Origin of the sequence: Ramlibacter sp. (genome assembly GCF_035554825.1) — a bacterium.
Taxonomy (GTDB): domain Bacteria; phylum Pseudomonadota; class Gammaproteobacteria; order Burkholderiales; family Burkholderiaceae_C; genus Ramlibacter.
Genome location: NZ_DATMHS010000103.1, coordinates 25,841 through 48,401 on the forward strand (window position 1 = coordinate 25,841; position 22,561 = coordinate 48,401).

The window sequence follows — 22,561 nt, forward strand, 5'->3', positions numbered from 1 at the left end:
CGCTTCAGTTCCCCAGCATGCGCGCCGCCTGCCGGTACCACATGTCCAGGTAGGGCGGGATGTACAGGCCCAGCATCAGGCCGAGGCCGAGGTGGACGAACACCGGGATCAGCGCCGGCGGATGCGGCAGCCGCCGCACCGTCGTGTCGCCGAACACCATCGGCTGGACCCGGCTGAACACGCTGGCGAACGCCACCCCCAGCGCGATCAGCAGGAACGGCGTGGCCCAGGACTGCTCGCGCATGGCGGTGGTCACGATCAGGAATTCGCTGGCGAACACGCCGAACGGCGGCATGCCCAGGATCGCCAGCGAGCCGAGCATCAGGCCCCAGCCCACCCTCGGGCTGATCTTGATCAGGCCGCGGATCTCGTCCATCACCTGGGTGCCGGCCTTCTGCGCGGCATGGCCGACCGCGAAGAAGATGGCCGACTTCACGAGCGAATGCACGGTCATGTGCAAGAGGCCGGCGAAGCTGGCGATCGGCCCGCCCATGCCGAAGGCGAACGTCATCAGCCCCATGTGCTCGATCGACGAATAGGCGAACATGCGCTTGACGTCCTTCTGCCGGATCAGCAGGAAGGCCGACACCACGACCGAGAGCAGGCCGAACCCCATCATCAGGTTGCCGGCAAGATGGCTGTGCAGCGCGCCGTCGGTGAGCACCTTGCCGCGCAGCGCCGCGTAGAGCGCCACGTTCAGCAGCAGGCCCGACAGCACGGCCGACACCGGCGTCGGGCCTTCGGCGTGCGCGTCGGGCAGCCAGTTGTGCAGCGGCACCAGGCCCACCTTGGTGCCGTAGCCGATGAAAAGGAACGCAAACGCCAGCGTCATGATGTTGGGATCGAGCCGGTCCTTCACCGCGTCCAGGTGGGTCCACAGCAGCGCGCCGCCCTCGGCGCCGAGCACCTTCTCCGCCGCCATGTACAGCAGCACCGTGCCGAACAGGGCCTGCGCGATGCCGACGCCGCACAGGATGAAGTACTTCCAGGCCGCTTCCAGGCTGGCGGCCGTGCGGTAGACGCTGACCAGCAGCACGGTGGTGAGGGTCGCCGCTTCCATCGCCACCCACAGGATGCCCATGTTGTTGGTGGTCAGCGCCAGCAGCATGGTGAAGCTGAACAGCTGGTACATGCTGTGGTACAGGCGCAGCCGGCCGGGCGTCATCTTGCCGTGGTCGCGCTCCACCCGCATGTAGGGGCGCGAGAAGATCGCCGTGGTCAGCCCGACGAACGCCGTCAGCGTGACCAGGAACACGTTCAGCGGATCGATGAAGAATTCCTCGCCCAGGGCAAACAGCGGACCGTCGGAGATGACGCGGGCCGTCAGGCCGCAGGCGGCCAGGAACGTGCCCAGGCTGAAGGCGACGTTGATCTCGGGCGCCTCGTCCCAGTGGCCGCACAGGGCCAGCACCACCCCGCCGGCCAGCGGGATGGCGAGCACCAGGAACAGCACGTCGATCGCCATCGTCACTGGTCCTTCAGTTGTTCGAGGTGCCGGATGTCCAGGCTGTCGAACTGCTCGCGGATCTGGAACATGAACACGCCCAGGATCAGCACGCCGATCAGCACGTCCAGGGCGATGCCCAGTTCCACCACCATCGGCATGCCGTAGGTGGCGGAGGTGGCGGCGAAGAACAGGCCGTTCTCCATCGCCAGGAAGCCGATCACCTGCGGCACGGCCTTGGCGCGCGTGATCATCATCAGGAAGGACAGCAGCACGCAGGCCAGCGCGATGCCCAGCGTGCCGCGCGCCAGCGCGGTGGCCAGCTGCGCGATCGGCGTGGCGAGGTTGAAGGCGAAGATCACCACCAGGATGCCGATCAGCATGGTGGTCGGGATGTTGATCAGCGTCTCGACGTCCCAGCGGATCTTCAGGCGGTCGATGATCCGGTGCAGCAGCACCGGGATCAGCACCACCTTCAGCACGAAGGTGAGCGCCGCCGACAGGTACAGGTGCGGCTGCCCGGTCACGTAGCCCACCACCACCGTGGAGACCACCAGCGCCAGGCCCTGCAACGTGAACAGGTTGATCAGCGACAGGATGCGGCGCTGCGAAATCATCGCGAACGCCAGCATCAGCAGCAGCGCGCCGATCAGGTTGATCGACTGGGCCAGCAGCTCCCTCATGCCACCGCCTTTCCGGACGCCAGCAGCAGGTGCACCAGCATGCCGATCACCGCCAGCAGGAACGCCGCCGCCAGGAACTCCGGCACGCGGAAGATCCGCATCTTGGCCGCCAGCGTCTCCAGCACCGCCAGGCCGATGCCGCCGATGGCCAGTTTCAGCACCAGCACCGGCAACGCCAGCAGCAGCGCGAGCGGCGCCTGCGCGTCGGCGATGCCCCAGGGGAAGAACAGCGCCAGCCCGATGCAGGAGTAGGCGAACAGCTTCAGGCTCGCCGCCCACTCCAGCAGCGCCAGGTGCCGGCCCGAGTATTCGAGGATCAGCGCCTCGTGGATCATCGTCAGCTCCAGGTGCGTCGCCGGGTTGTCCACCGGCACCCGGGCGTTCTCGGCCAGCGAAACCATCGTGAACGCCACCCCGGCGAACGCCAGCGCGGGGTGGATCGCCAGCTCCCGATGGGCCAGCGTTTCGACCACCGTGGCAAGCGAGGTGGAGCCAGAGATCAGGGAGGCGGAAAACAGCACCATCAGCAGCGCCGGTTCGGCCAGGAAGCCGATCAGCATTTCGCGGCGGGCGCCGAGCGTGCCGAACGAGGTGCCGATGTCCATCGCCGCCAGCGAGATGAACACCCGCGCCAGCGCGAACAGGCCGACCAGCGCGATCGCGTCGGCCGCCGGGGCCAGCGGCAGGTCGGTGGACATGGTCGGCACGATGGAACTGGCCAGCGCCATGCAGCCGAACACGATGTAGGGGACGGCCCGAAACAGCGGCGACGCGTGCTCGGCCACCACCGAGTCCTTGTGGAACAGCTTGTGCAGCAGCTTGTACGGCTGCCACAGGCTGGGGGCCGACTTGTTCTGCAGCCACGCCCGCCACTGGTTCACCCAGCCGGTCAGCAGCGGGGCCAGCGCCAGCGCCACGAGGATCTCCAGCGCCTGGGCGGCGAAGCCGAGCGGGCTCATCGGCGCACCACCATGAGGACGGCGATCAAGGTCGCGAAGCTGTACAGCAGGTACACCGAAATGCGCCCCTGCTGCAGCAGCCCGACCAGGCGCGCGATGCGTGACGCCAGCGCCACCAGCGGCAGGTAGATCCAGCGCCAGAAATGGTCTTCGACCACCACCCGGTAGCGCGGCTCGGCATCGAACGGCGTCGGCAGCTCGCGGCGCATCACGAAGAAGGGCTCGAAGATCTGCCGGATCGGCTGGCCGAAGCCTTCGGCCGTGTCCTGCATGCGGGCGTTCTGCCAGGGGAAGCCGCAGTCCCAGGGCGCGGCGCGGCGCAGCCGGCCGTGATAGAAGACCCGCACCAGCAGGTAGGCCAGCCCGCAGCTGGCCGCGACCCCGAACAGGAAGATCACCGGGCCGTAGCTGGCGCGCTCGACGCTGATCGGCGCGAGCAGCCAGCCGCCGGCCGCCACCGTGCGGCCGAGGCCGGCGCCCAGGAGCTGCTGCGTCACCGGATCGATGAACTGGATGAACTGCACCGGCGCCAGGCCCAGCCCGACGCAGCCGAGCACCAGCCACAACATGCCCACGCGTTCCCAGGCGCCGGCGTCATGGGCCTGGGCCAGCTTTTCCTCGCGCGGCTGGCCCAGGAAGATCACGCCGAAGAACTTCACCATGGTGTAGCCGGCCAGCGCCGCCACCAGCGCGATCAGCGCGGCGACCACGGGAATGAGCATGTTCAGCAGCGAATCGGGCAGCCCCGGCGTGAACAGGAAGCTTTGCAGCAGCAGCCACTCCGAGACGAAGCCGCCCAGCGGCGGCAGGCCGGCGCTGGTCAGCACGCCGACCAGGGTGACCCAGGCCACCCACGGCATGTAGCGGATCAGGCCGCCCAGCTTGCCCAGGCTGCGCTCGGCGGTGGCGTGCAGCACGCAGCCGGTGCTCAGGAACAGCAGGCTCTTGAAGACGGCGTGGCTGGCGACGTGGTAGAGGGCCGCCGTGAGCGCCAGCGCCGCCAGCGCCTTCATGCCGTAGCCGGCGAAGACGACCGTCAGTCCGATGCTGGCGAACAGCAGGCCGATGTTCTCGATCGACGAGTAGGCCAGCAGGCGCTTCATGTCGACCTGCACCGCCGCGAACACGACGCCGAACAGCGCCGTCGCCAGCCCCAATGCCAGCAGCAGGCCGCCCCACCACCACAGCTGCGTGTGCAGCAGGTCGAACGACACGCGCAGCAGCCCGTACACGGCGGTCTTGAGCATCACCGCGCTCATCAGCGCGGACACCGGCGATGGCGCCGCCGGGTGCGCCTCCGGCAGCCACACGTGCAGCGGCAGCAGGCCGGCCTTGGCGCCGAACCCCAGCAGCGCCAGCAGGAAGGCGGTGGAGGCCCAGAACGGCGAGAGCTGCTGCGCCCGCATGTTGGCGAAGGTGTAGTCGCCGGTGTTGGCCTGCAGCACGCCGAAGCACAGCAGGATGGCGACGGCGCCGATGTGCGCCATGGTGAGGTACAGGTAGCCGGCACGGCGCACCTCGTCGATGCGGTGGTTGGCCGTGACCAGGAAGTAGGACGACAGCGCCATCGTCTCCCACATCACCATGAAGGCATAGGCGTCCGCGGCGAGCACGACCAGCGTCATGCTGGCCAGGAACACGTGGTATTCGAGGCACAGCAGCCCCGGTGGCGTGCCTTCGGCCTTGCGGAAATAGCCGGCGGCGAAGACCGACACCCCGGCCCCCACGGCGCCGATCACCATCAGGAAGAATGCGGCCAGGCTGTCCAGGCGCAGGTGGAACGGCAGGTTCGGCAGCCCGACCGGCAGCACCACCGACTGCGCGCCGCCGAAGACCGAGGGCAAGGCGGCGCCGAACAGCAGCAGCCCGACGGCCCCGCCGGCGGGAAAGAGCACGCGCGAGACGAAGGTGAACCGCCGCAGCGCCACGATGCCGGCCACCCCGATCAGCAGCCATGCGGCAACGGCCAGCAGCATCCAGTCGAGCCGTTGCCAGCCGCCGGCATGCATCAGTACGGTGATGTCCGTCATTCCTCTGCCCGCGCCGACCGGCGCAGTGGCCGCCGATCTCGTGTCGGGTCACCTGCTGAGGGGGCGCGGATGGGCATATGGTAAACCCATCGGCGGCGCGGGGCAGCCAAAGGCCGGGCTGCTGGCGCATGTTTGCGCGCCGGGCGCCACCTGCCGGCGGCTTCAGCGGCCCCGGTGCTCCAGCGCCTCGGGATCGGGCGCGCTGCTGGTGCGCAGCACCCGGTAGTCCGGGTTGAACCAGACCGTGAACACCATCGAGGTGTTGGGCGGCTCCAGGTAGCGCCAGTCCCAGGCGATTTCGTTCTTCAGGGCGTACGGGGTCTTCTTCATCGGCTTGCCGAGCAGGCGGCGCACCTCCTCCATGGCCATGCCGGGCTGCACCTGGGCGAAGGTGCGCGGGTTCAGCACCTGCCGCAGCGAGGTCATCTTCCCGTCCGGGCCGATGCCGATCATGAAGTTCTGGTGGCCGGACGGCTGCCGGTTGTATTCGAAGATGCGCTCGCCGCCGGCGCCGTCCCAGATGTTCTCGGGCGCGCCGAAGCGCTGGCGCACGTCCGCCTCGGTCGACACGCCCTCCTCCAGCTCGCGCACGCGCTGGGGATCGCACGCCGCCAGGACGGTCAACGCCAGCATCAGGGCGGCGCGGCCCAGCTTCTTGATCAGCATCAACGGCACTCGGAGGTAAAATTCGGCTCGAAAGGCTTCCAGTCTATGTCCATCCTGCTTCGCATCTTCCGCCGCCCCGACTACAACTCGGACACGACCGAATTCATCGAGCAGCTCAAGGCCAGGAAGCCGGACATCGAGGCCCAGCAGCGCGTCGGCCGTTCGCTGCTGTGGGACAAGCACATCGACCGCGACGCCACCGAGGAGTGGCAGGCGGCCCGCGTGCGCCAGAAATCCTACGTCTACTTCTCCCAATCGGGCCGATGACGGCACCGGCGCCCGCGACGCTGCCTGAGCCGCCGGCGCCCGAGCTGGGCGGCATGCCCGACGTCGTCGACCAGGTCGCGCTGGCGCGGCTGTATGGCGAACCGCTGTTCGCCATGCCGACCGACCTCTACATTCCGCCGGACGCGCTGGAGGTCTTCCTCGAAGCCTTCGAGGGGCCGCTGGACCTGCTGCTGTACCTGATCCGCAAGCAGAACTTCAACATCCTCGACATCCCGATGGCCGGCGTCACCCGCCAGTACCTGGCCTACGTCGAGGAGATTCGCTCGCGCAATCTGGAGCTGGCCGCCGAATACCTGCTGATGGCGGCGATGCTGATCGAGATCAAGTCGCGCATGCTGCTGCCGCCGCGCAAGAGCGCGGAGGGCCAGGAGCCCGAGGACCCGCGCGCCGAGCTGGTGCGCCGGCTGCTGGAATACGAGCAGATGAAGCTCGCGGCGGCGCGCCTGAACGAGGCGCCGCAGCTGGGCCGCGACGTGTGGCGCGGGCAGGTCTACATCGAGCAGTCGCTGCAGCCGCGCTTTCCCGACGTCAACGTGGCCGACCTGCAGGAAGCCTGGCGCGACATCGTCAGGCGCGCCAAGCTGGTGCAGCACCACAAGATCACGCGCGAGGAGCTGTCCGTGCGCGAGCACATGAGCGTGGTGCTGCGGGCGCTGCAGGGCCGCAAGTTCGTCGAGTTCGAGCAGCTGTTCGATCCGACGCGCGGCATGCCGGTGCTGATCGTCACCTTCATCGCCGTGCTGGAGCTGGCGAAGGAAGCGCTGATCGACCTGACGCAGGCCGAGGCGTTCGCGCCGATTTACGTGCGGCTGGCCTACCAGCCGGCCTGACAAGAAGTATGGCCCCCGGTGGGGCAGAGGTGATCCCGTGACTGCGACTTCCATGGACTTCGACGTACTGATCGTGGGCAGCGGCCTGGCCGGCCTGTCCGCGGCGTTGCACCTGGCGCCCACCCACCGCGTGGCGGTGCTCACCAAGCGCGGCATCACCGACGGCTCGAGCGAGCGCGCCCAGGGCGGCATCGCCGCCGTGATGGCCGAGGGCGACACCTTCCAGTCGCACGTCGACGACACCATCGTCGCCGGCGCCGGCCTGAACGACGTGGCCGCCACCCGCTTCGTGGTGGAGCACGCGCCCGAGAGCATCGAATGGCTGCGCCAGCTCGGGGTGCCGTTCTCGCTGGAGGACGGCCACCTGCACCTGACCCGCGAAGGCGGCCACAGCGCGCGCCGCATCGTGCACGTGACCGACGCCACCGGCGCCGCGGTGCAGCAGACGCTGATCGAGCACGTGCGCCGCACGCCCAACATCACCGTCTTCGAGCAGCACACGCTGGTGGACCTGATCACCAGCCGCAAGCTCGGCATGTCGACGGCGACGCCGCCGGCCTGCCTGGGCCTGTACGCGCTCGACGAGGCCACCGACCAGGTGATCACCCTGCGCGCGCCGCAGACCATCCTGGCCACCGGCGGGGCCGGCAAGGTCTACCTGTACACGACCAACCCGGACACGTCGACCGGCGACGGCATCGCGGCCGCCTGGCGCGCCGGCTGCCGGGTGACGAACATGGAGTTCATCCAGTTCCACCCGACCTGCCTGTACCACCCCAACGTCAAGTCGTTCCTGATCAGCGAGGCGGTGCGCGGCGAAGGCGGCCGGCTGCTGCTGCCGGACGGCACCCGCTTCATGCCCAGGCACGATGCGCGCGGCGAGCTGGCGCCGCGCGACGTGGTGGCGCGGGCCATCGACTTCGAGATGAAGAAGGGGGGCCTGGACTGCGTCTACCTGGACATCTCGCACCAGCCCGAAGCGTTCATCCGCGAACACTTCCCGACCATCCACGCGCGCTGCCTGGAACTGGGCATCGACATCACCAAACAGCCGATCCCGGTGGTGCCGGCCGCGCACTACACCTGCGGCGGCATCCACACCGACCTGGCCGGCCGCACCGACCTGGCAGGCCTGCACGCCATCGGGGAGGCGGCATACACCGGCCTGCACGGCGCCAACCGGCTGGCGAGCAACTCGCTGGTCGAATGCATGGTGTTCGCCCGGGCCGCCGCGCACGACATCCGCGCGACGCCCTTGCCGACGCCGCCGGCGGTGCCGCCCTGGGACGTGAGCCGCGTCACCGATCCCGACGAATGCGTGGTGATCTCGCACAACTGGGACGAGCTGCGCCGTTCGATGTGGGACTACGTCGGCATCGTGCGCACCAACAAGCGCCTGGAGCGCGCCGCCCACCGCATCCGGCTGCTGCAGGAGGAGATCCAGGAGTTCTACGCGAACTTCCACGTCACGCGCGACCTGCTGGAGCTGCGCAACCTGGTCACCGTGGCCGACCTGATCGTGAAGTCGGCCCAGGCCCGCCACGAGAGCCGCGGCCTGCACTTCAGCCGCGACTATCCGGACCTGCTGCCCAACGCCCTGCCGACCATCCTCACCCAGGAACAGGTGCTCTCGCGCGCCTGAGGCGAGGCGCGGCCCGCCGTCAGGCGGCGCCGATGTTCGGCACCAGGGCGCCCGCCGGCTGCCCGGCCTTCAACGCCGCGGTGAACGCGAGCATGCGGTCGATCGGCACGCGCGCCCGCGCGCCGACCTGCGGATCGACGTGGATCTCGTTGGCGCCGGTCTCCAGGACGTTCGCCAGTCCCGCCAGGCCGTTCATCGCCATCCAGGGGCAGTGCGCGCAGCTCTTGCAGGTGGCGCTGTTGCCGGCCGTCGGCGCCTCGATGAACACCTTGCCGGGGTTGAGCGTGCGCAGCTTGTGCATCATGCCGTTGTCGGTGGCGACGATGAATTCGCCGGCGTCCATCTCGCGCGCCGCCTTCAGGATCGCCGAGGTGGAACCCACCGCATCGGCGAGCGCGACCACGTCCGCCGGCGACTCGGGATGCACCAGCACCTTCGCCTTGGGGTACTGCTTCTTCAGCGACTCCAGCTCGAAGGCCTTGAACTCGTCGTGCACGATGCAGGCGCCGTTCCAGAACACCATGTCGGCCCCGGTCTCGCGCTGGATGTAGTGGCCCAGGTGGCGGTCGGGCGCCCACAGGATCTTCTGCCCGGCGTCCTTGAGCGCGCGCACGATGTCCACGGCGCAGCTGGAAGTGACGAGCCAGTCCGAGCGCGCCTTCACGGCGGCGCTGGTGTTGGCATAGACGACCACCGTGCGGTCCGGGTGCTGGTCGCAGAACGCCGAGAACTCGCCGATCGGGCAGCCGAGGTCGAGCGAGCAGGTCGCGTCCAGGTCCGGCATCAGCACGCGCTTTTCCGGGGACAGGATCTTGGCGGTCTCGCCCATGAAGCGCACGCCCGAGACCACCAGCGTGGTGGCGGGATGGTCGCGCCCGAAGCGCGCCATCTCCAGCGAGTCGCTGACGATGCCGCCGGTTTCCTCGGCCAGGTCCTGCAGGTCGGGGTGGACGTAGTAGTGCGACACCATCACGGCGTCGCGCTCCTTCAGCAGGCGGCGCACCCGCTCCTTCAGTTCGGCCCGTTCGGCCGGCGAAGGCTCGGCGGGCACCCGGGCCCAGGCATGCTTGGTGTCGCAGGCATTGCCCGGCAGGGGCTGCTCGTATTCGACGTCGACGATGGGGATGACGGCACTCATGCTCATAGTTCCTTGAGCCGCATGGAGAAGTCGATGGCCTTCACGTCCTTCGTGATGGCTCCGATGGAGATCCGGTCCACGCCGGTTTCGGCCAGCGCGCGCACGGTGTCCAGCGTGACGCCGCCGGAGATTTCGAGGATCGCGCGGCGGTCGTTGATGAGGACGGCTTCGCGCAGGGTGGGCAGGTCCATGTTGTCCAGCAGGATCATGGTGGCGCCGCCGTCCAGCGCTTCGCGCAGCTGCGCCAGCGTCTCCACCTCGATCTCGACGAAGCTGGCCCGCGACGCCACCGCGGACGCCGCCTGCAGCACCTGCCGCACGCCGCCCGCGGCGGCGATGTGGTTTTCCTTGATCAGCACGGCATCGAACAGCCCGATGCGGTGATTGGTGCCGCCGCCGACCCGCACCGCGTACTTCTGCGCCAGCCGCAGCCCCGGCAGGGTCTTGCGGGTGTCGACGATCTTCGCCCGGGTGCCGCGCACTGCCTCGACATACGTCGCCGTCTGGGTCGCCACGGCACTGAGCAGCTGCAGGAAGTTCAGGGCGGTGCGCTCGGCCGTCAGCAGGGCGCGGGCGCTGCCCTCCACCTCCAGCACCACCTGGTCGGCCAGGGTGCGCTGGCCCTCGGGCACCAGCCAGCGCAGCACCGCCTCGGGCTCGACCTGGCGCACGGCGGCGTCGACCCAGGGCGCGCCGCAGATCACGGCCTGCTGGCGCGAGAGCACGCGGGCGCGGGCCCGCCGCCCGGCCGGCACCAGCCCGGCCGTCAGGTCGCCGGCGCCGACGTCCTCGGCCAGGGCGCGGGCGGCGTCCGAGCGCGCCAGGTCGGCCACCGCCGCCGCCGTAAATTCGAAACTGTTTGCCATCGGCCAAGCATAGCCGGATGGCGCGACCGTCATGGCCGCGCGGCCTTGTTCGGCGTCAAGCAGCCCCGTCGGGCCGCCGGCGCCGCTTCGCGTGGCGCCGACGCCCTGCCGTGGCCGTGGCCTACGCGGCCCCGGCGCCAACCCGGCCACAATCGCGCCATGAACACGGCCTACGCTGAACTGGAGCCGGCACGCGCGGACGTCGACGCGCTGCCCGGGGCGACGCTGCTGGAATTCGGGACGCCCTGGTGCGGCTGGTGCCGCGGCGCGCAACCGCTGATCGCCCAGGCCCTGGACGGCCGCGACGGGGTGCGGCACCTGAAGGTCGAGGACGGCAGCGGCCGGCCGCTGGGGCGCTCGTTCCGGGTGAAGCTGTGGCCGACGCTGGTCTTCCTGCGCGATGGCCAGGAACTGGCGCGGCTGGTGCGGCCGCAGGGGGCCGACGAGATCCGGCAGGCGCTCGACCGCATCGCCGCGGCCAGCGCCGACCCGCCGGGCGGGCCGGCGCCGCGCGGCTGATCAGTCGCTGTCTTCCGCGCTGCCGGGTTCGGTGTCCCGGACCCGGATGTTGTACTTCTTCATCAGCGCCTGGAAGTTGGCGCGCTGCATCCCCGTCTCCTCGGCGCTTCTGGTCACGTTCCAGGTATTGCGCCTGAGCGTTTCGTGGATGAAGAGCTTCTCGATGTCCTCCACCGACTTCTCGCGGGCGATCTTCTTGACGCGCTTCAGGTCCTCGCTGGTGCGCGGCACTTCCAGGTCGTGCCGCGGCGCCACGTGCAGGATGCTGGCCAGGTGCGCCTGCCGGATCATGCTGTCGGAAGCCAGGATCACGGCCCGGTGCACGGCGTTTTGCAGCTCGCGCACGTTGCCCGGCCAGTCGTACGTCATCAGCAGGCTCATCGCGCCTTCGGAGAACTGCGGCACCGGCCGCTCCAGCTCCTCGCTGAAATGGCGCAGGAAATGGAAGGCCAGCGCCGGGATGTCGTCGCGCCGCTCGCGCAGCGGCGGCAGGTGGATCGGGAACACGTTGATGCGGTAGAACAGGTCCTCGCGGAACGTGCCCTCGCGCACCATGGCCTCGGGGTCCTTGTTGGTGGCCGCGATCACCCGCACGTTGGTCGAGTGCACCTTGGTGTCGCCGACGGCGCGGAACTCGCGCTCCTGCAGCACGCGCAGCAGCTTGGCCTGCGTCGACAGCGGGATGTTGGCCAGCTCGTCGAGGAACAGCGTGCCGTTGTTGGCCACCTCGAACATGCCGCGCTTGCTCGACACGGCGCCGGTGAAGGCGCCCTTCACATGGCCGAACAGTTCGCTCTCCAGCAGGTTCTCGGACAGCGCCGTGCAGTCGACGGCGACGAACGGCTGCTCCTTGCGCAGGCTGTTGTAGTGGATGGCGCGCGCCACCATCTCCTTGCCGGTGCCGCTCTCGCCGGTGATCAGCACCGTGGCGTTGGTCGGCGCGCATTTGGCGATCAGCTGGTAGACCGTCTGCATCTGCGGACTGAAGCCGATGATGTTCTCGAACCGGTATTTCGAGCTCACCTCGTTCTTCAGCGAGCGGTTCTCCTGCAGCAGCCGGCGCTGCTCGAGCGCGCGGTCGACCACCAGCTTCAGCTCGTCGGGGTCGAAGGGCTTGGACAGGTAGTCGAAGGCGCCGAGCTTCATCGCCTTGACGGCGGTCTGGATCTGCGACAGGCCGGTCATCATGATCACGTCGATCTCGGGATGCCGCTCCTTCACGTGCTGCAGGACCTCGAGCCCGTCGATCTTGGGCATCATGATGTCCAGCACGACGACGTCGTAGCTGCTCTCGTCGATCCTGCGCAGCGCTTCCCAGCCGTCGGCGACGGACTCCACCTCGTAGGCCTCGCCCTGGAGGATGCGCAGGCAGCTGCGAACGACGATCTCCTCGTCATCGACGATCAGGATCCTGGCTTTCATTGGATGCTCTCCGAGAGATTGCTGGCGCTGTCGACCACCGGCAGGCGGGCCGGCAGCAGGACCCGGAAGGTGCTGCCCTCGCCCACGGTGCTCTCGACCTCGATCTCGCCGCCGTGCGAACGCACGATGCCGTAGCTCACCGACAGGCCCAGCCCGGTCCCCTTGCCGACCTCCTTGGACGTGAAGAACGGATCGAAGATGCGTTGCAGGTTCGCCGCCGGGATGCCGCAGCCGGTGTCGGTGATCTCGATCTGGACGGCGGGCGACGGCGCGCCGGCGCCGGCGAACCGGCGCGCGGGGAGCAGCCGGCTGCGCGCGGTGATGCGGCCCGGGCCCTCGATCGCCTGCTGCGCGTTGACCAGGATGTTCATCAGCACCTGCTTGATCAGGTCCGCGTCCACCGACAGCGGCGGCAGCTCGGGGTCGAGGTCCGTCACGATCTCGATTTGCTGCAGGGCCGCCGAGCGCTCGACGAAGCGCACCGTGTCCTCGATCAGCTGGTTGACGTCGACCAGCGCCTTTTCCGGTGTCTTCTCGCGCGCGAAATCGAGCAGGCGCCGGATGATGCTGGCGCAGCGCTTGGTCTCGCGGATCACGAGATCCAGGTCCTCGGCGTCGGCGCTGCCCTCGGGCATCTTCTTGCGCAGCAGCGTGGTGAAGGTGAGCACGCCGGTGAGCGGGTTGTTCAGTTCATGGGCGATGCCCGCGGCCAGCTGCCCGATCGAGGCGAGCTTTTCGCCGCGCGCCACTTCGGCTTCGGCCAGCCGCAGCTCCTCGGTGCGCTCCTTGACCTTCTCCTCGAGCTTTTCGACCCACTGCTCCAGGTCTTCGTGCGACTTCTTGACGGCGCCCATCATGGCGTTGGTGGAGCGGGCGAGGCTGCCGAATTCGTCGTCGCCGCGCACCGGGATCGGGCTGTCGAAGTTGCCCGAGGCGAGGCGCTTGGCGCCCTTCTCCAGGTCGCGCAGCGGCACGTAGATCATGCGGTGCAGCAGCCAGCCGACCGACAGCGACACCAGCAGGATGAAGCCGATCGACACCGCGATCATGTTGATCACGTGGGCGCGCAGCTGCTTGTTGATGGCGTCCATCGAGTAGGTGATGTCCACCACGCCGAGCACCGACTGCACTTGCGGATGGCGGTGGCACGAGGCGCTGGAACACGACGGCTCGTTGCGGATCACCTCCATGTTGCCCAGCATCTGGTGCTTGTCGGCGGTCTCGAACAGCCGCCACTTCTTGTGGTTCGGGATGTCCGACAGCACCCGCTCGCCCTGGTGGCAGTTGGAGCAGTGCTCGGCCTCCTTGTCGATGTTGCTGCCGATCTCCTCGGGCCGGTTCGAGTGCGCGATGACCCCGTTCTTGCGCAGCACGCGGACCCGCTGGATGCCTTCCTGCTTGCCGATGTCGTGGATGATCTTGTCGACGATGTCGGGCTCGTCCAGCAGCATCGCGTAGCGCGTGCTGCGGGCGATCACCTGCGACAGCTGCGTCATGTGGGTCACCAGCGCGCTGAGCTGGTCGTTGCGCGCCTGCTGCACCAGCAACAGCACGAACAGCACCATCACGGCCACCAGGGCGGCGCTGAGATAGAGGCTGACTTTCGCTTTGAGGCTGGTCGGAAACATCCGAGGCGGCGCAGGCGGGGGGCTGCTGCGCCTCGCGCCAGTGTGCCCTCAACCATGGAAGGGCCTTTTGATGCCAAGCAAGTGGCCCCGCATTCCCGAACCCCGCGCGCCCCCCGGCGCCCAAAAGCAAAGCGGGGCCGCAGCCCCGCTTCGTCGACCGCCGCCGGCGGGTCCGACCCGCCCGGCTCAGTTTTCCTTCTTCTCGTCCTTGCGCTCGACGATCTGGGTCTTGCTCACCAGGACCGGGCGGCCCTTGAGCTGGTTGAGCGCCTGGACCAGCTGGAAGTCCTTGTCGCTGCCGAATTCCGGCATCTTGCGGTCGGCCACGGGCTTCTTGGCTTCCTCTTCGGCGCGCTTGCGCGCTTCCTCGCGGGCCTTCTCGCGCGCCGGGTCCCTGGCGGCGTCCTTGCCCTGGCCGGCCGTGAGATGGTGCTCGAGGTCGGCTTCGCGGGTGCGCAAGGCGGAGAACAGGTTGCCCTCCTCGGTCTCGTCGACCATGACGTCGGGCACGATGCCCTTGGCCTGGATCGACTTGCCCGTCGGCGTGTAGTAGCGCGCCGTCGTCAGCTTCAGGCCGGTGTCCGGGCCGAGCGGGCGCACCGTCTGCACCGAGCCCTTGCCGAAGGTCTGGCTGCCCAGCAGGGTCGCCCGCTTGTGGTCCTGCAGGGCGCCGGCGACGATCTCGCTGGCCGAGGCCGAACCCTCGTTGACCAGCACCACCAGCGGCACCGATTTCAGGGCCGCCGGCAGGCGGCGCAGCGGATCGGAGCCGGCCCGGCGCTGGTAGTACTCCGGCGCCGCCTTGTAGACGAACTTGCTCTCGGCCAGCTGGCCGTTGGTCGAGACCACGGTGACGTTCTCCGGCAGGAAGGCGGCGGAGATGGCCACGGCGGCGTCCAGCAGGCCGCCCGGGTCGTTGCGCAGGTCGAGCACCATGCCCTTCAGGTGGGGCTCGGCCTTGTAGATCTCCTCGACCTTGCGCACGAAGTCATCGACCGTGCGCTCCTGGAACTGCGACAGGCGGATCCAGCCGTAGCCCGGCTCGATGACCTTGCCCTTGACCGACTGGGTCTTGATCTCCTCCCGGGTGATGGTCGCCGGGAAGCTGCGGTTCTCGTCCTTGCGGAAGATGGTCAGCGTCACCTTGGTGCCGGGCTCGCCGCGCATGCGCTTGACGGCGTCGCTCAGGGACAGGCCCTTGACCACCGTGTCGTCGATCTTGGTGATCAGGTCGTTCTGCTTGAGGCCGGCGCGGTAGGCGGGCGAACCCTCGATCGGCGAGACCACCTTCACCAGCCCGTCTTCCTGCGAGATCTCGATGCCGACGCCGACGAAGCGGCCGGAGGTGCCTTCGCGGAATTCCTTGAAGGACTTCTTGTCGAAGTACTGCGAGTGGGGATCGAGGCTGGCGACCATCCCCGAGATGGCGTCGGTGATCAGCTTCTTCTCGTCGACCGGTTCGACGTAGTCGCTCTTGACCATGCCGAACACGGCGGCCAGCTGCTGCAGCTCCTCCAGCGGCAACGGCGCCAGCGAGCCACGGGCGACCGTCTGCAACGACACCGTCGTCAGCGCGCCGGCCAGGGCGCCCACGGAAATCCAGCCGGCGATCTTCAGTTTGTGGCTCATAGCGGGGGAGTCCAGTCCTTCAGCGTTCGGAAAATATACACCTGAGAGGATGCTCTGACGCAATGGTTACTTGCGGGTTCCCCTCTTCTCGCGCGGATGTGCGAAAAGCTTTGTGTTTCCCCGACTTTATCCCGAGGCGGCCGGCCGCGCGCGCCGCCCGGACATGTCCTCAGGCCTTGCCCTGGCTGGCCACGGCGGCCGCCGCCCTGGCCGCCGCCTCGGCGTCGCCCAGGTAATAGTGGCGCAGCGGGTTCAGGTTGCCATCGAGCTCGTACACCAGCGGAATCCCGTTCGGGATGTTCAGCCCGACGATGTCCTGGTCCGAGATCCGATCGAGGTATTTCACCAGGGCGCGGATCGAGTTGCCGTGGGCCGCCACCAGCACCCGGCGGCCGGAGGTGATGGCGGGCGCCATCGACTCGTTCCAGAACGGCAGCACCCGCGCCACCACGTCCTTCAGCGACTCGGTGAGCGGCACCTGCGCCGGCTGCAGGTCCGCGTAGCGCGGGTCGCCCCGCTCGCAGCGCGGATCCTCCGGCGTCAGGGCCGGCGGCGCGATGTCGTAGCTGCGGCGCCAGATCAGGACCTGCTCGTCGCCGAACTTGCGGGCCGTCTCCGCCTTGTTCAGGCCCTGCAGCGCACCGTAATGCCGCTCGTTCAGGCGCCAGGAGTGCGCCACCGGCAGCCAGGTCCGGTCCATCTCGTCCAGGCAGTGCCACAGGGTGCGGGTGGCGCGCTTCAGGACGCTGGTGTAACAGAGGTCGAACTCCCAGCCACCCTCCTTCAGCAGCCGTCCCGAGGTCTTGGCCTGCTCGATGCCGGTGGGCGTCAGGTCGACGTCGGTCCAGCCGGTGAAGCGGTTTTCCAGGTTCCAGGTCGATTCGCCGTGGCGGATCAGGACGAGCTTGTACATGGGCAGTGGGCCTCGGGATGCGGTGCAAAACCCGGCATTTTAGAATCGCGGGTTCACCCGAACACCGCACTGCACAAGGAAACATGAAATTCATCATCGACAACTGGATGCTCATCTCGGTGGCACTGGTCTCCGGCGCCATGCTGGTGTGGCCGGCCATCCAGGGCTCGGCCGGGGGCGGACTCACGGCCGCCAACGCCGTCCAGCTCATCAACCGGGAGCGCGCGGTGGTGGTCGACGTCTGCTCGCCCGAGGAATTCGCCGGGGGCCATGTCGGCGGGGCCAGGAACGTACCGCTGGGCCAGCTGGAACAGCGCCTGCCGGAGGTCGTGAAGAACAAGACGGTGCCCCTGATCCTCGTGTGCGCCAGCGGCGCGCGCGCCAGCCGCGCCGCTGGCGTCGCCAAGAAACTGGGCTACGAGCAGGCCCAAGTCCTGGCCGGCGGGATGAAAGCCTGGAAAGAAGCTAACCTTCCGGTCGAGAAAGCCTGAGGGCCGGCGCACGACAGGCGTGCGCCCGGCACCCCGCCAGGCACAGGAATCCCATGCAGCCCGTCAAGATGTACACCACGGCCGTTTGCCCGTTCTGCATTCGCGCCAAGCAGATCCTCAAGGCCCGCGGCGTCGAATCGATCGAAGAGGTCCGGGTCGACGCCAGCCCCGAGGAACGCATGAAGATGATGGAGATCACCGGCCGCCGGACGGTGCCGCAGATCTTCATCGGCGACACCCACGTCGGCGGCTGCGACGACCTCATGGCGCTCGACAGCCAGGGCGGCCTGGTGCCGCTGCTGAACGGCGCTTCCAGCTGAGGCGGCCCGTCGGGCGGGCGGCGGCCCGCGGCCTGAGATAATCGCTCCTTTCAGCCCGCCAGGCGGCCGCCGGCGGGCTTTTCGCTCGCATTGACAGGAAACAAAGCCATGGCCGACCAGCAAGCCGATCCCGTGTTCCAGATCCAGCGCGTCTACCTCAAGGAAGCGTCGCTGGAGCAGCCCAATTCCCCGGCCATCCTGCTGGAGCAGGAGCAGCCGACCGTCGACATCCAGCTCGGCGTGGAAGCCGCGCCGGCCGCCGACGGCGTCTTCGAGGTGGCGGTGACCGCCACCGTCACGACCAAGATCAAGGACAAGACGGTGTTCCTGGTCGAGGTCAAGCAGGCCGGCATCTTCGAGATCCGCAACATCCCGGCCGAGCAGATGAGCGCGATCATGGGCATCGCCTGCCCGCAGATCGTCTACCCCTACCTGCGCAGCAACGTGTCCGACATCGTGACGCGCGCCGGCTTCCCGCCCGTGCACCTGGCCGAGATCAACTTCCAGGCCATGTACGAGCAGCAGCAGGCCCAGCAGGCCGAGCAGCCGTCCGGCATCATCACCACCGCCTGAACGGGCGGCGGCCGGCGCGGGCAGGACCATGAAGATCGTGGTGTTCGGCGCCGGCGCCTGGGGCACGGCCCTGGCCGTGTCGGCCGCCAGCCGGCATCAGGTGACGCTCTGGGCGCGCGACGCCGCCCAGGCCGACGCGATCGGGGCGCGGCGCGAGAACCGGCGCTACCTGCCGGGCATCGCGCTGCCGCCGGCACTGGCCATCACCTCCGGGGCGCCGTCGGACGTGCCGAGCCTCGCCGTGGCCGCCGATCTGGCGGTCGTCGCCACGCCGATGGCGGGCCTGCGTGAACTGCTCGCGCTGCTGCGGCAGCACCCGGGCCCCGTTGCCTGGCTGTGCAAGGGCTTCGAGGCGCCGGCCGGCGGCGGCGACGGCCTGCTCGGCCATGAGGTCAAGGCCCAGGTCGCGCCCGACCTGCGCGCCGGCGTGCTCAGCGGCCCCAGCTTCGCCATCGAGGTGGCGCGCGGCCAGCCGACGGCGCTGGTCGCCGCCAGCGACGATCCCGGCGTGCGCACCGCGCTGGTGGCGGCGTTCCACAGCCCGCAGCTGCGGGTGTATGCCAACGACGACGTCGCCGGGGTCGAGATCGGCGGTGCCGTGAAGAACGTGCTGGCGATCGCCACCGGCCTGTGCGACGGGCTCGAGCTGGGCCTGAACGCCCGCGCCGCGCTGATCACCCGCGGCCTGGCCGAAATCACCCGGCTCGGGGTCGCGCTCGGCGCCCGCCCGGAAACCTTCATGGGCCTGTCGGGCCTGGGCGACCTGGTGCTCACCGCCACCGGGGACCTGAGCCGCAACCGCCGCGTCGGCCTGCTGCTGGCCCAGGGCAAGTCCCTGGCCGAAGCGGTGGCCTCGCTGGGCCACGTCGCCGAAGGCGTCTATTGCGCCAGGGCGGTGGTGCGGCGCGCCGCCCACGCCGGCGTCGACATGCCGATCGCCCGCGCCGTGGTGGCGCTGCTCGATGGCGAGCTGAAGCCCTCGGGCGCGGTCGCGGCCCTGATGGGACGCGACCCCGTCGCCGAGGGCTGAGCCCGCCGGGCGGCGCCTCCCCAGGGCCGCCCCAACTCCGTCATGCCTGCGCCGGGTGCTGCGCCACCGGCGGCGCCGGCTCGTCTTCGTCGACATCCTCGTAGCCGGTGATCATCGCCTTGATGTGGGCGGTGGGCGTGTGCCCCAGGGTGGCCAGGTAGGGGTGGATGAACATGTAGAAGACGAAGAAGATGAAGATCAGCACGTGCACGGTGTCGACCACGCGGATGCCGCCGACCAGGTCGATCAGGTGCGAGAAGCGCTTGACGTCCCACAGCAGCAGCCCGGTGGCGAACTGCAGCGGCAGCAGGAACAGCATCAGGATCTGGTAGAGCGTGCGCTGCAGCGGGTTGAACTTGTGGTACGGGTCGATCCGGTGCGGATTGGGCTCGCCGTGGAACATGCCCCAGCCGTAGTACTGCATCTGCGCCAGCGAAGCCTTGGTCAGCTTGATGATGTTGAACTCCGGGTGGTAGGCCATGTTCCGCGGCGAGAACAGGTAGAACAGCAGCCAGAGCAGGAAGTTGGCGATCAGCGCGAACGCCACCCAGTTGTGCACCACCACGGCGGTGCGGAACGACATCAGCTGGAACAGGTCGAGGTACCTGATCTGCACGCCGGTGACGATCAGCACGATGAACAGCAGCGCATTGGCCCAGTGCCAGATCCGCACCGGCAGGGGGTTGACGTACAGCTTGCCCATGATCAGCTCCTCTCCTTCGATGGTCCGTCGGCGTCCGCCGGCCGGGCCCGCCGCCGGCGGAACATCAGCTGCATCACCAAGTGGGCGCCCGGAATGGCGATGCCGGCGGCCAGGGCCATCAGCAGCAGGACGTCCAGCAGCTTGATGCGCGTGCTGCCGATCGCGTAGAAGCCGCCGACCGCGCCGATCGACTCGAGCGAGGTCAGCACACCCTGGCTCGCGTCGTGCCGCAGCGGCCGGCCGTCGGCGCCGGCCATGCTCACGGTGACGCTCTGGAACGAGGCAGCGCCCTGGCGGTGGCAGGTGTCGCAGTCCTTCAGCGCGAGGCCCTTCGCGGCGAGCCGGTGGGCCTGCACGCCGGTCTGCACTTCCAGCCGGCCGCGCAGCACGGTCCTGGCGGCCGCGCCTTCCTGGTTGAACTCCTGCAACAGACTCCACAGCGCGCGCGCGTCCAGTCCCGCCGGCGTGCGACCCGCCTCGTCGGCCAGTTTCACGAACTTGGGCACGCCGACGCTGCCGGCCTGCTGCGGTGCCCCACCCTCGTAGACGCGCAGGTTGACGCGGCGCGTGGTTCCCGGCGAATGGCAGGCCGGGCAGGAGATCGCCTCGAGGTGGCGCTGCGTGTTGGGCAGCCACTGCGCGTGGCTGGTCGCCACTTCCTTGTGGCAGGACAGGCAGCCGGTCCTGAGATGGTCGCCGAGCGCCGCCGCCGCCACGTTGTGCGTGCGGTGGCAGTCCTTGCAGACCAGGGCCTCGTCGCCGCCCTGGCCGTGCACGCTGTCGGCAAAGGCCCGGGTGATCGCGCCGTGGCACGCCTGGCAGGGCGCGGCCTGCGCCTGCCCGGCCCCCCGCTCCTTGGCCGAACGGGTGGCATGCGGGTCGTGGCAGTCCGTGCACAGCGGCGCCTTCTCGCTGCCGGCCTTCACCAGGGCCGCGTGGACGCTGTCCTCGTACTGCTTCATCGTCTTCTTGTGGCAGTCGCGGCAGGTTTCCATCTGCCCGAGCGCGAACGCGCGCCGGCTGGCGACCGGCCTGCTGCCGCCCTTGCCGTGCGTCGCGGCGTCGAGGTCGGAGTGGCAGCCTTCGCAGCCGTCCGCCGCGTGCACCGACGATGCGAAGGCCCTGGGCGCGATGGCCAGCGACAGCCGCTCGCCGTTGCCCAGGGTGCGGTCCAGTTCCGGCCTGGCATGGCATGCGAGACAAGCCTTGTCCTGGCTGGAGAGGACGTCCCTGGCCGGGGCGGCCTGCGCCGCCAGGCCGGGAAGGGACACGACCAGCGCCAGGACCACCGCCACGAAGGCCACGGCCCGGCGCCGGCCGTCGGCCGTGCCGGGGAAGGTGCCGGAGGTTGTCATGCCGTCCTCGCTCGAGCGTTCGGGCCCGGCACCTGCTCCGTCACGACTTCGCGGCTGCGGCGCCAGCCGGGGCCCGGGCGCCGGTCCACACCAGCATCGCGAGCCCCACGAAAGGATAGGCGATGACGTAGCCGAGTCCAACGAACGGCGCGCCGAACAGCCTGAGCATGAAGCCGGCGAAGGCCAGGCCTTCGCGCACCCGCGGCGACGCCAGCGCCGCCTTGCCGCCGATCCAGGCCAGCATGCCGAGGCCGACGAACGGCAGCAGCACGGCGTACAGCAAACCGACGAACGGTGCCGACAGGAACAGCAGCATGTTGACGAACGTGCCCCGCTGCGGCGGTGCTTCGGCCGGCACGGCCGGGCTTGCCGCGGGCGCGGCGGCCGGCGCGACCGGCGCGGGCTGCAGCGCCTTGGCCGTGCTCGCCTCGATCATCTCGGGCGAGAGCGGCTTGTGCAGGAACTCGGATACGCCGGCGGCGCGGGCGCGTTCCTCGCTGGTCTGGCTGCCGTAGCCCGTCACGATGACGACGGGCGTCCACGGCTGCCGTGCCTTCACGCGTTCGGCGACCTCGAGCCCGTTCATGCCGGGCATGCGCAGGTCGGTGAAGACCACGTCGTAGGTTTCGGCCTGGAGCTTTTGCAGCGCGTCGTAGCCGTCCTCGGCCGTGACGACGATGTAGCCCTTGCCGGACAGAACACGGTTGAAGCTCTTGCCAACCACCGGGTCGTCATCGACGACCAATACCTTGCGCAGTGCACTCATGATGGACTCCTTTGAAATTCGGGCTGATGGGGGCCGGCGACGCTGTGCAGGGCCCAGCACTTGTGCCGGAGCGCCGCGGTCGATGCTTCGATCACCTGGTCGGGACCGAGCGGCTTGGCGAGATAGTCGTAGGCGCCGAGGGCGACGGCTTCCTTGGCGGACTCGATGGTGGGATCGCCGGTGACGATGATCACCTCGCTGGCCGGCCACCGCTGCTTGAGCGCGCGCAGCACCGTCATGCCGTCGACGTCCGGCATGCGCAGGTCGAGCAGCACCACGTCGGCCGGGTCGTCCTGCATCGCCTGGGCGGCCTGGGCCCCGCCCTCGACCGACTTCACCTGGCAGTGCGCCGAGTCGAGGATCCGCGTGAAGCTGCGGCGCACCACTTCTTCGTCGTCGACGATGAGGATCTTGGCCTTGTGGTTCATGGTGTCCGCCTGGTCTTCCCTATGGCTGGCTCAAAGCATCAGCCGTGCCAGGCTCGCGCGGCTTCGGGATTTCGCTTGCGTGGCAACGACTTGCGCATCGGAGCGCGGGCGCGGGCCGGGCGCCGCGGCGGGCGCGAAGTACATCCGCGCCATGCAGCCGGCCCGGCCCGCGCGGGGAATCCTTCGGCCAATCAACGACTTGCGTCATCGCCGCCGGCGCGGCGCGGCCTATACACCG

General features: G+C 69.1%; 23 protein-coding genes. 8 read left to right on the forward strand and 15 right to left on the reverse strand.

What is annotated here, in order from left to right; all coding sequences use genetic code 11:
* Positions 1 to 4: 4 nt before the first annotated feature.
* From VNT59_RS12490 to bamE, 5 genes are all read right to left on the reverse strand, one after another.
* Entirely contained in the window at positions 5 to 1,465 is a 1,461-nt protein-coding gene (locus VNT59_RS12490) for a hydrogenase 4 subunit F (protein ID WP_325498733.1), read from the reverse strand.
* A gap of 2 nt (positions 1,466 to 1,467) precedes the next feature.
* A complete protein-coding gene (locus VNT59_RS12495) occupies positions 1,468 to 2,127 on the reverse strand; it encodes a formate hydrogenlyase (protein WP_325498734.1) in 660 nt (219 codons plus the stop codon).
* Positions 2,124 to 3,086 (reverse strand): respiratory chain complex I subunit 1 family protein, encoded by a 963-nt coding sequence (locus tag VNT59_RS12500; RefSeq protein ID WP_325498735.1) that lies wholly within the window; start codon positions 3,084 to 3,086, stop codon positions 2,124 to 2,126. The genes VNT59_RS12495 and VNT59_RS12500 overlap by 4 nt, the downstream gene beginning before the upstream one ends.
* Entirely contained in the window at positions 3,083 to 5,116 is a 2,034-nt protein-coding gene (gene hyfB, locus VNT59_RS12505) for a hydrogenase 4 subunit B (RefSeq protein WP_325498736.1), read from the reverse strand. Before hyfB ends, VNT59_RS12500 begins: the two co-directional genes overlap by 4 nt.
* Before the next feature lie 162 nt (positions 5,117 to 5,278).
* Positions 5,279 to 5,782, reverse strand: a complete 504-nt coding sequence (gene bamE / locus VNT59_RS12510; RefSeq protein ID WP_325498737.1) for an outer membrane protein assembly factor BamE domain-containing protein — start codon at positions 5,780 to 5,782, stop codon at positions 5,279 to 5,281.
* A 45-nt stretch (positions 5,783 to 5,827) separates the two neighbouring features.
* Between bamE and VNT59_RS12515 the strand changes: the two genes are divergently transcribed.
* The 3 genes from VNT59_RS12515 to nadB are packed head-to-tail and all read left to right on the forward strand — an operon-like array spanning position 5,828 to position 8,542.
* Positions 5,828 to 6,049, forward strand: a complete 222-nt coding sequence (locus VNT59_RS12515; protein ID WP_325498738.1) for a DUF3460 family protein — start codon at positions 5,828 to 5,830, stop codon at positions 6,047 to 6,049.
* Entirely contained in the window at positions 6,046 to 6,900 is an 855-nt protein-coding gene (locus VNT59_RS12520; RefSeq protein ID WP_325498739.1) for a ScpA family protein, read from the forward strand. The genes VNT59_RS12515 and VNT59_RS12520 overlap by 4 nt, the downstream gene beginning before the upstream one ends.
* A 52-nt stretch (positions 6,901 to 6,952) precedes the next feature.
* Complete coding sequence (nadB, locus tag VNT59_RS12525; protein WP_325498780.1) at positions 6,953 to 8,542, forward strand: L-aspartate oxidase; 1,590 nt, start codon at positions 6,953 to 6,955, stop codon at positions 8,540 to 8,542.
* A 19-nt stretch (positions 8,543 to 8,561) separates the two neighbouring features.
* Here the strand turns inward: nadB and nadA are convergent, their stop codons facing one another.
* Together nadA and nadC are read right to left on the reverse strand one after the other, a co-directional pair.
* A complete protein-coding gene (nadA, locus tag VNT59_RS12530; RefSeq protein ID WP_414708386.1) occupies positions 8,562 to 9,680 on the reverse strand; it encodes a quinolinate synthase NadA in 1,119 nt (372 codons plus the stop codon).
* A gap of 2 nt (positions 9,681 to 9,682) precedes the next feature.
* Complete coding sequence (gene nadC / locus VNT59_RS12535) at positions 9,683 to 10,546, reverse strand: carboxylating nicotinate-nucleotide diphosphorylase (protein ID WP_325498741.1); 864 nt, start codon at positions 10,544 to 10,546, stop codon at positions 9,683 to 9,685.
* A gap of 159 nt (positions 10,547 to 10,705) precedes the next feature.
* Here nadC and VNT59_RS12540 point away from each other — a divergent pair, with 159 nt between their 5' ends.
* Positions 10,706 to 11,065: a thioredoxin family protein gene (locus VNT59_RS12540; RefSeq protein WP_325498742.1), complete on the forward strand. Its 360-nt coding sequence runs from the start codon at positions 10,706 to 10,708 to the stop codon at positions 11,063 to 11,065.
* Here VNT59_RS12540 and VNT59_RS12545 read toward each other — a convergent pair whose 3' ends face one another.
* The 4 genes from VNT59_RS12545 to gpmA form a co-directional block, all read right to left on the reverse strand.
* Positions 11,066 to 12,487: a sigma-54 dependent transcriptional regulator gene (locus VNT59_RS12545; RefSeq protein ID WP_325498743.1), complete on the reverse strand. Its 1,422-nt coding sequence runs from the start codon at positions 12,485 to 12,487 to the stop codon at positions 11,066 to 11,068.
* A complete protein-coding gene (locus tag VNT59_RS12550; protein WP_325498744.1) occupies positions 12,484 to 14,115 on the reverse strand; it encodes a sensor histidine kinase in 1,632 nt (543 codons plus the stop codon). Before VNT59_RS12550 ends, VNT59_RS12545 begins: the two co-directional genes overlap by 4 nt.
* 186 nt (positions 14,116 to 14,301) lie before the next feature.
* Positions 14,302 to 15,744: a S41 family peptidase gene (locus VNT59_RS12555; RefSeq protein ID WP_325498745.1), complete on the reverse strand. Its 1,443-nt coding sequence runs from the start codon at positions 15,742 to 15,744 to the stop codon at positions 14,302 to 14,304.
* Between the two features lie 169 nt (positions 15,745 to 15,913).
* Positions 15,914 to 16,657 carry a 2,3-diphosphoglycerate-dependent phosphoglycerate mutase gene (gene gpmA / locus VNT59_RS12560; protein ID WP_325498746.1) on the reverse strand — a complete coding sequence of 248 codons (744 nt, stop codon included), beginning with the start codon at positions 16,655 to 16,657 and terminating at the stop codon, positions 15,914 to 15,916.
* Positions 16,658 to 16,740: 83 nt separating this feature from the next.
* Here gpmA and VNT59_RS12565 point away from each other — a divergent pair, with 83 nt between their 5' ends.
* The 4 genes from VNT59_RS12565 (at position 16,741) to VNT59_RS12580 (ending at position 19,071) form a co-directional block, all read left to right on the forward strand.
* Complete coding sequence (locus VNT59_RS12565; protein ID WP_325498747.1) at positions 16,741 to 17,148, forward strand: rhodanese-like domain-containing protein; 408 nt, start codon at positions 16,741 to 16,743, stop codon at positions 17,146 to 17,148.
* Positions 17,149 to 17,201: 53 nt separating this feature from the next.
* Complete coding sequence (gene grxC / locus VNT59_RS12570) at positions 17,202 to 17,468, forward strand: glutaredoxin 3 (protein ID WP_325498748.1); 267 nt, start codon at positions 17,202 to 17,204, stop codon at positions 17,466 to 17,468.
* A 108-nt stretch (positions 17,469 to 17,576) separates the two neighbouring features.
* On the forward strand, positions 17,577 to 18,041 hold the full coding sequence (secB, locus tag VNT59_RS12575; protein WP_325498749.1) for a protein-export chaperone SecB: 465 nt from the start codon (positions 17,577 to 17,579) through the stop codon (positions 18,039 to 18,041).
* Between the two features lie 28 nt (positions 18,042 to 18,069).
* Positions 18,070 to 19,071: an NAD(P)H-dependent glycerol-3-phosphate dehydrogenase gene (locus VNT59_RS12580; RefSeq protein WP_325498750.1), complete on the forward strand. Its 1,002-nt coding sequence runs from the start codon at positions 18,070 to 18,072 to the stop codon at positions 19,069 to 19,071.
* Positions 19,072 to 19,111: 40 nt separating this feature from the next.
* On the opposite strand, the gene VNT59_RS12585 is transcribed toward VNT59_RS12580, so the two are convergent.
* The 4 genes from VNT59_RS12585 to VNT59_RS12600 are packed head-to-tail and all read right to left on the reverse strand — an operon-like array spanning position 19,112 to position 22,323.
* The gene (locus VNT59_RS12585) at positions 19,112 to 19,774 is read right to left on the reverse strand and encodes a cytochrome b/b6 domain-containing protein (protein ID WP_325498751.1); all 663 of its coding nucleotides are present in this window, start codon (positions 19,772 to 19,774) and stop codon (positions 19,112 to 19,114) included.
* 2 nt (positions 19,775 to 19,776) lie between these two features.
* Positions 19,777 to 21,129: a cytochrome c3 family protein gene (locus VNT59_RS12590; protein WP_325498752.1), complete on the reverse strand. Its 1,353-nt coding sequence runs from the start codon at positions 21,127 to 21,129 to the stop codon at positions 19,777 to 19,779.
* A 40-nt stretch (positions 21,130 to 21,169) separates the two neighbouring features.
* Entirely contained in the window at positions 21,170 to 21,895 is a 726-nt protein-coding gene (locus VNT59_RS12595) for a response regulator (RefSeq protein ID WP_325498753.1), read from the reverse strand.
* Positions 21,892 to 22,323: a response regulator gene (locus VNT59_RS12600; RefSeq protein WP_325498754.1), complete on the reverse strand. Its 432-nt coding sequence runs from the start codon at positions 22,321 to 22,323 to the stop codon at positions 21,892 to 21,894. The genes VNT59_RS12595 and VNT59_RS12600 overlap by 4 nt, the downstream gene beginning before the upstream one ends.
* Positions 22,324 to 22,561 lie beyond the last annotated feature (238 nt).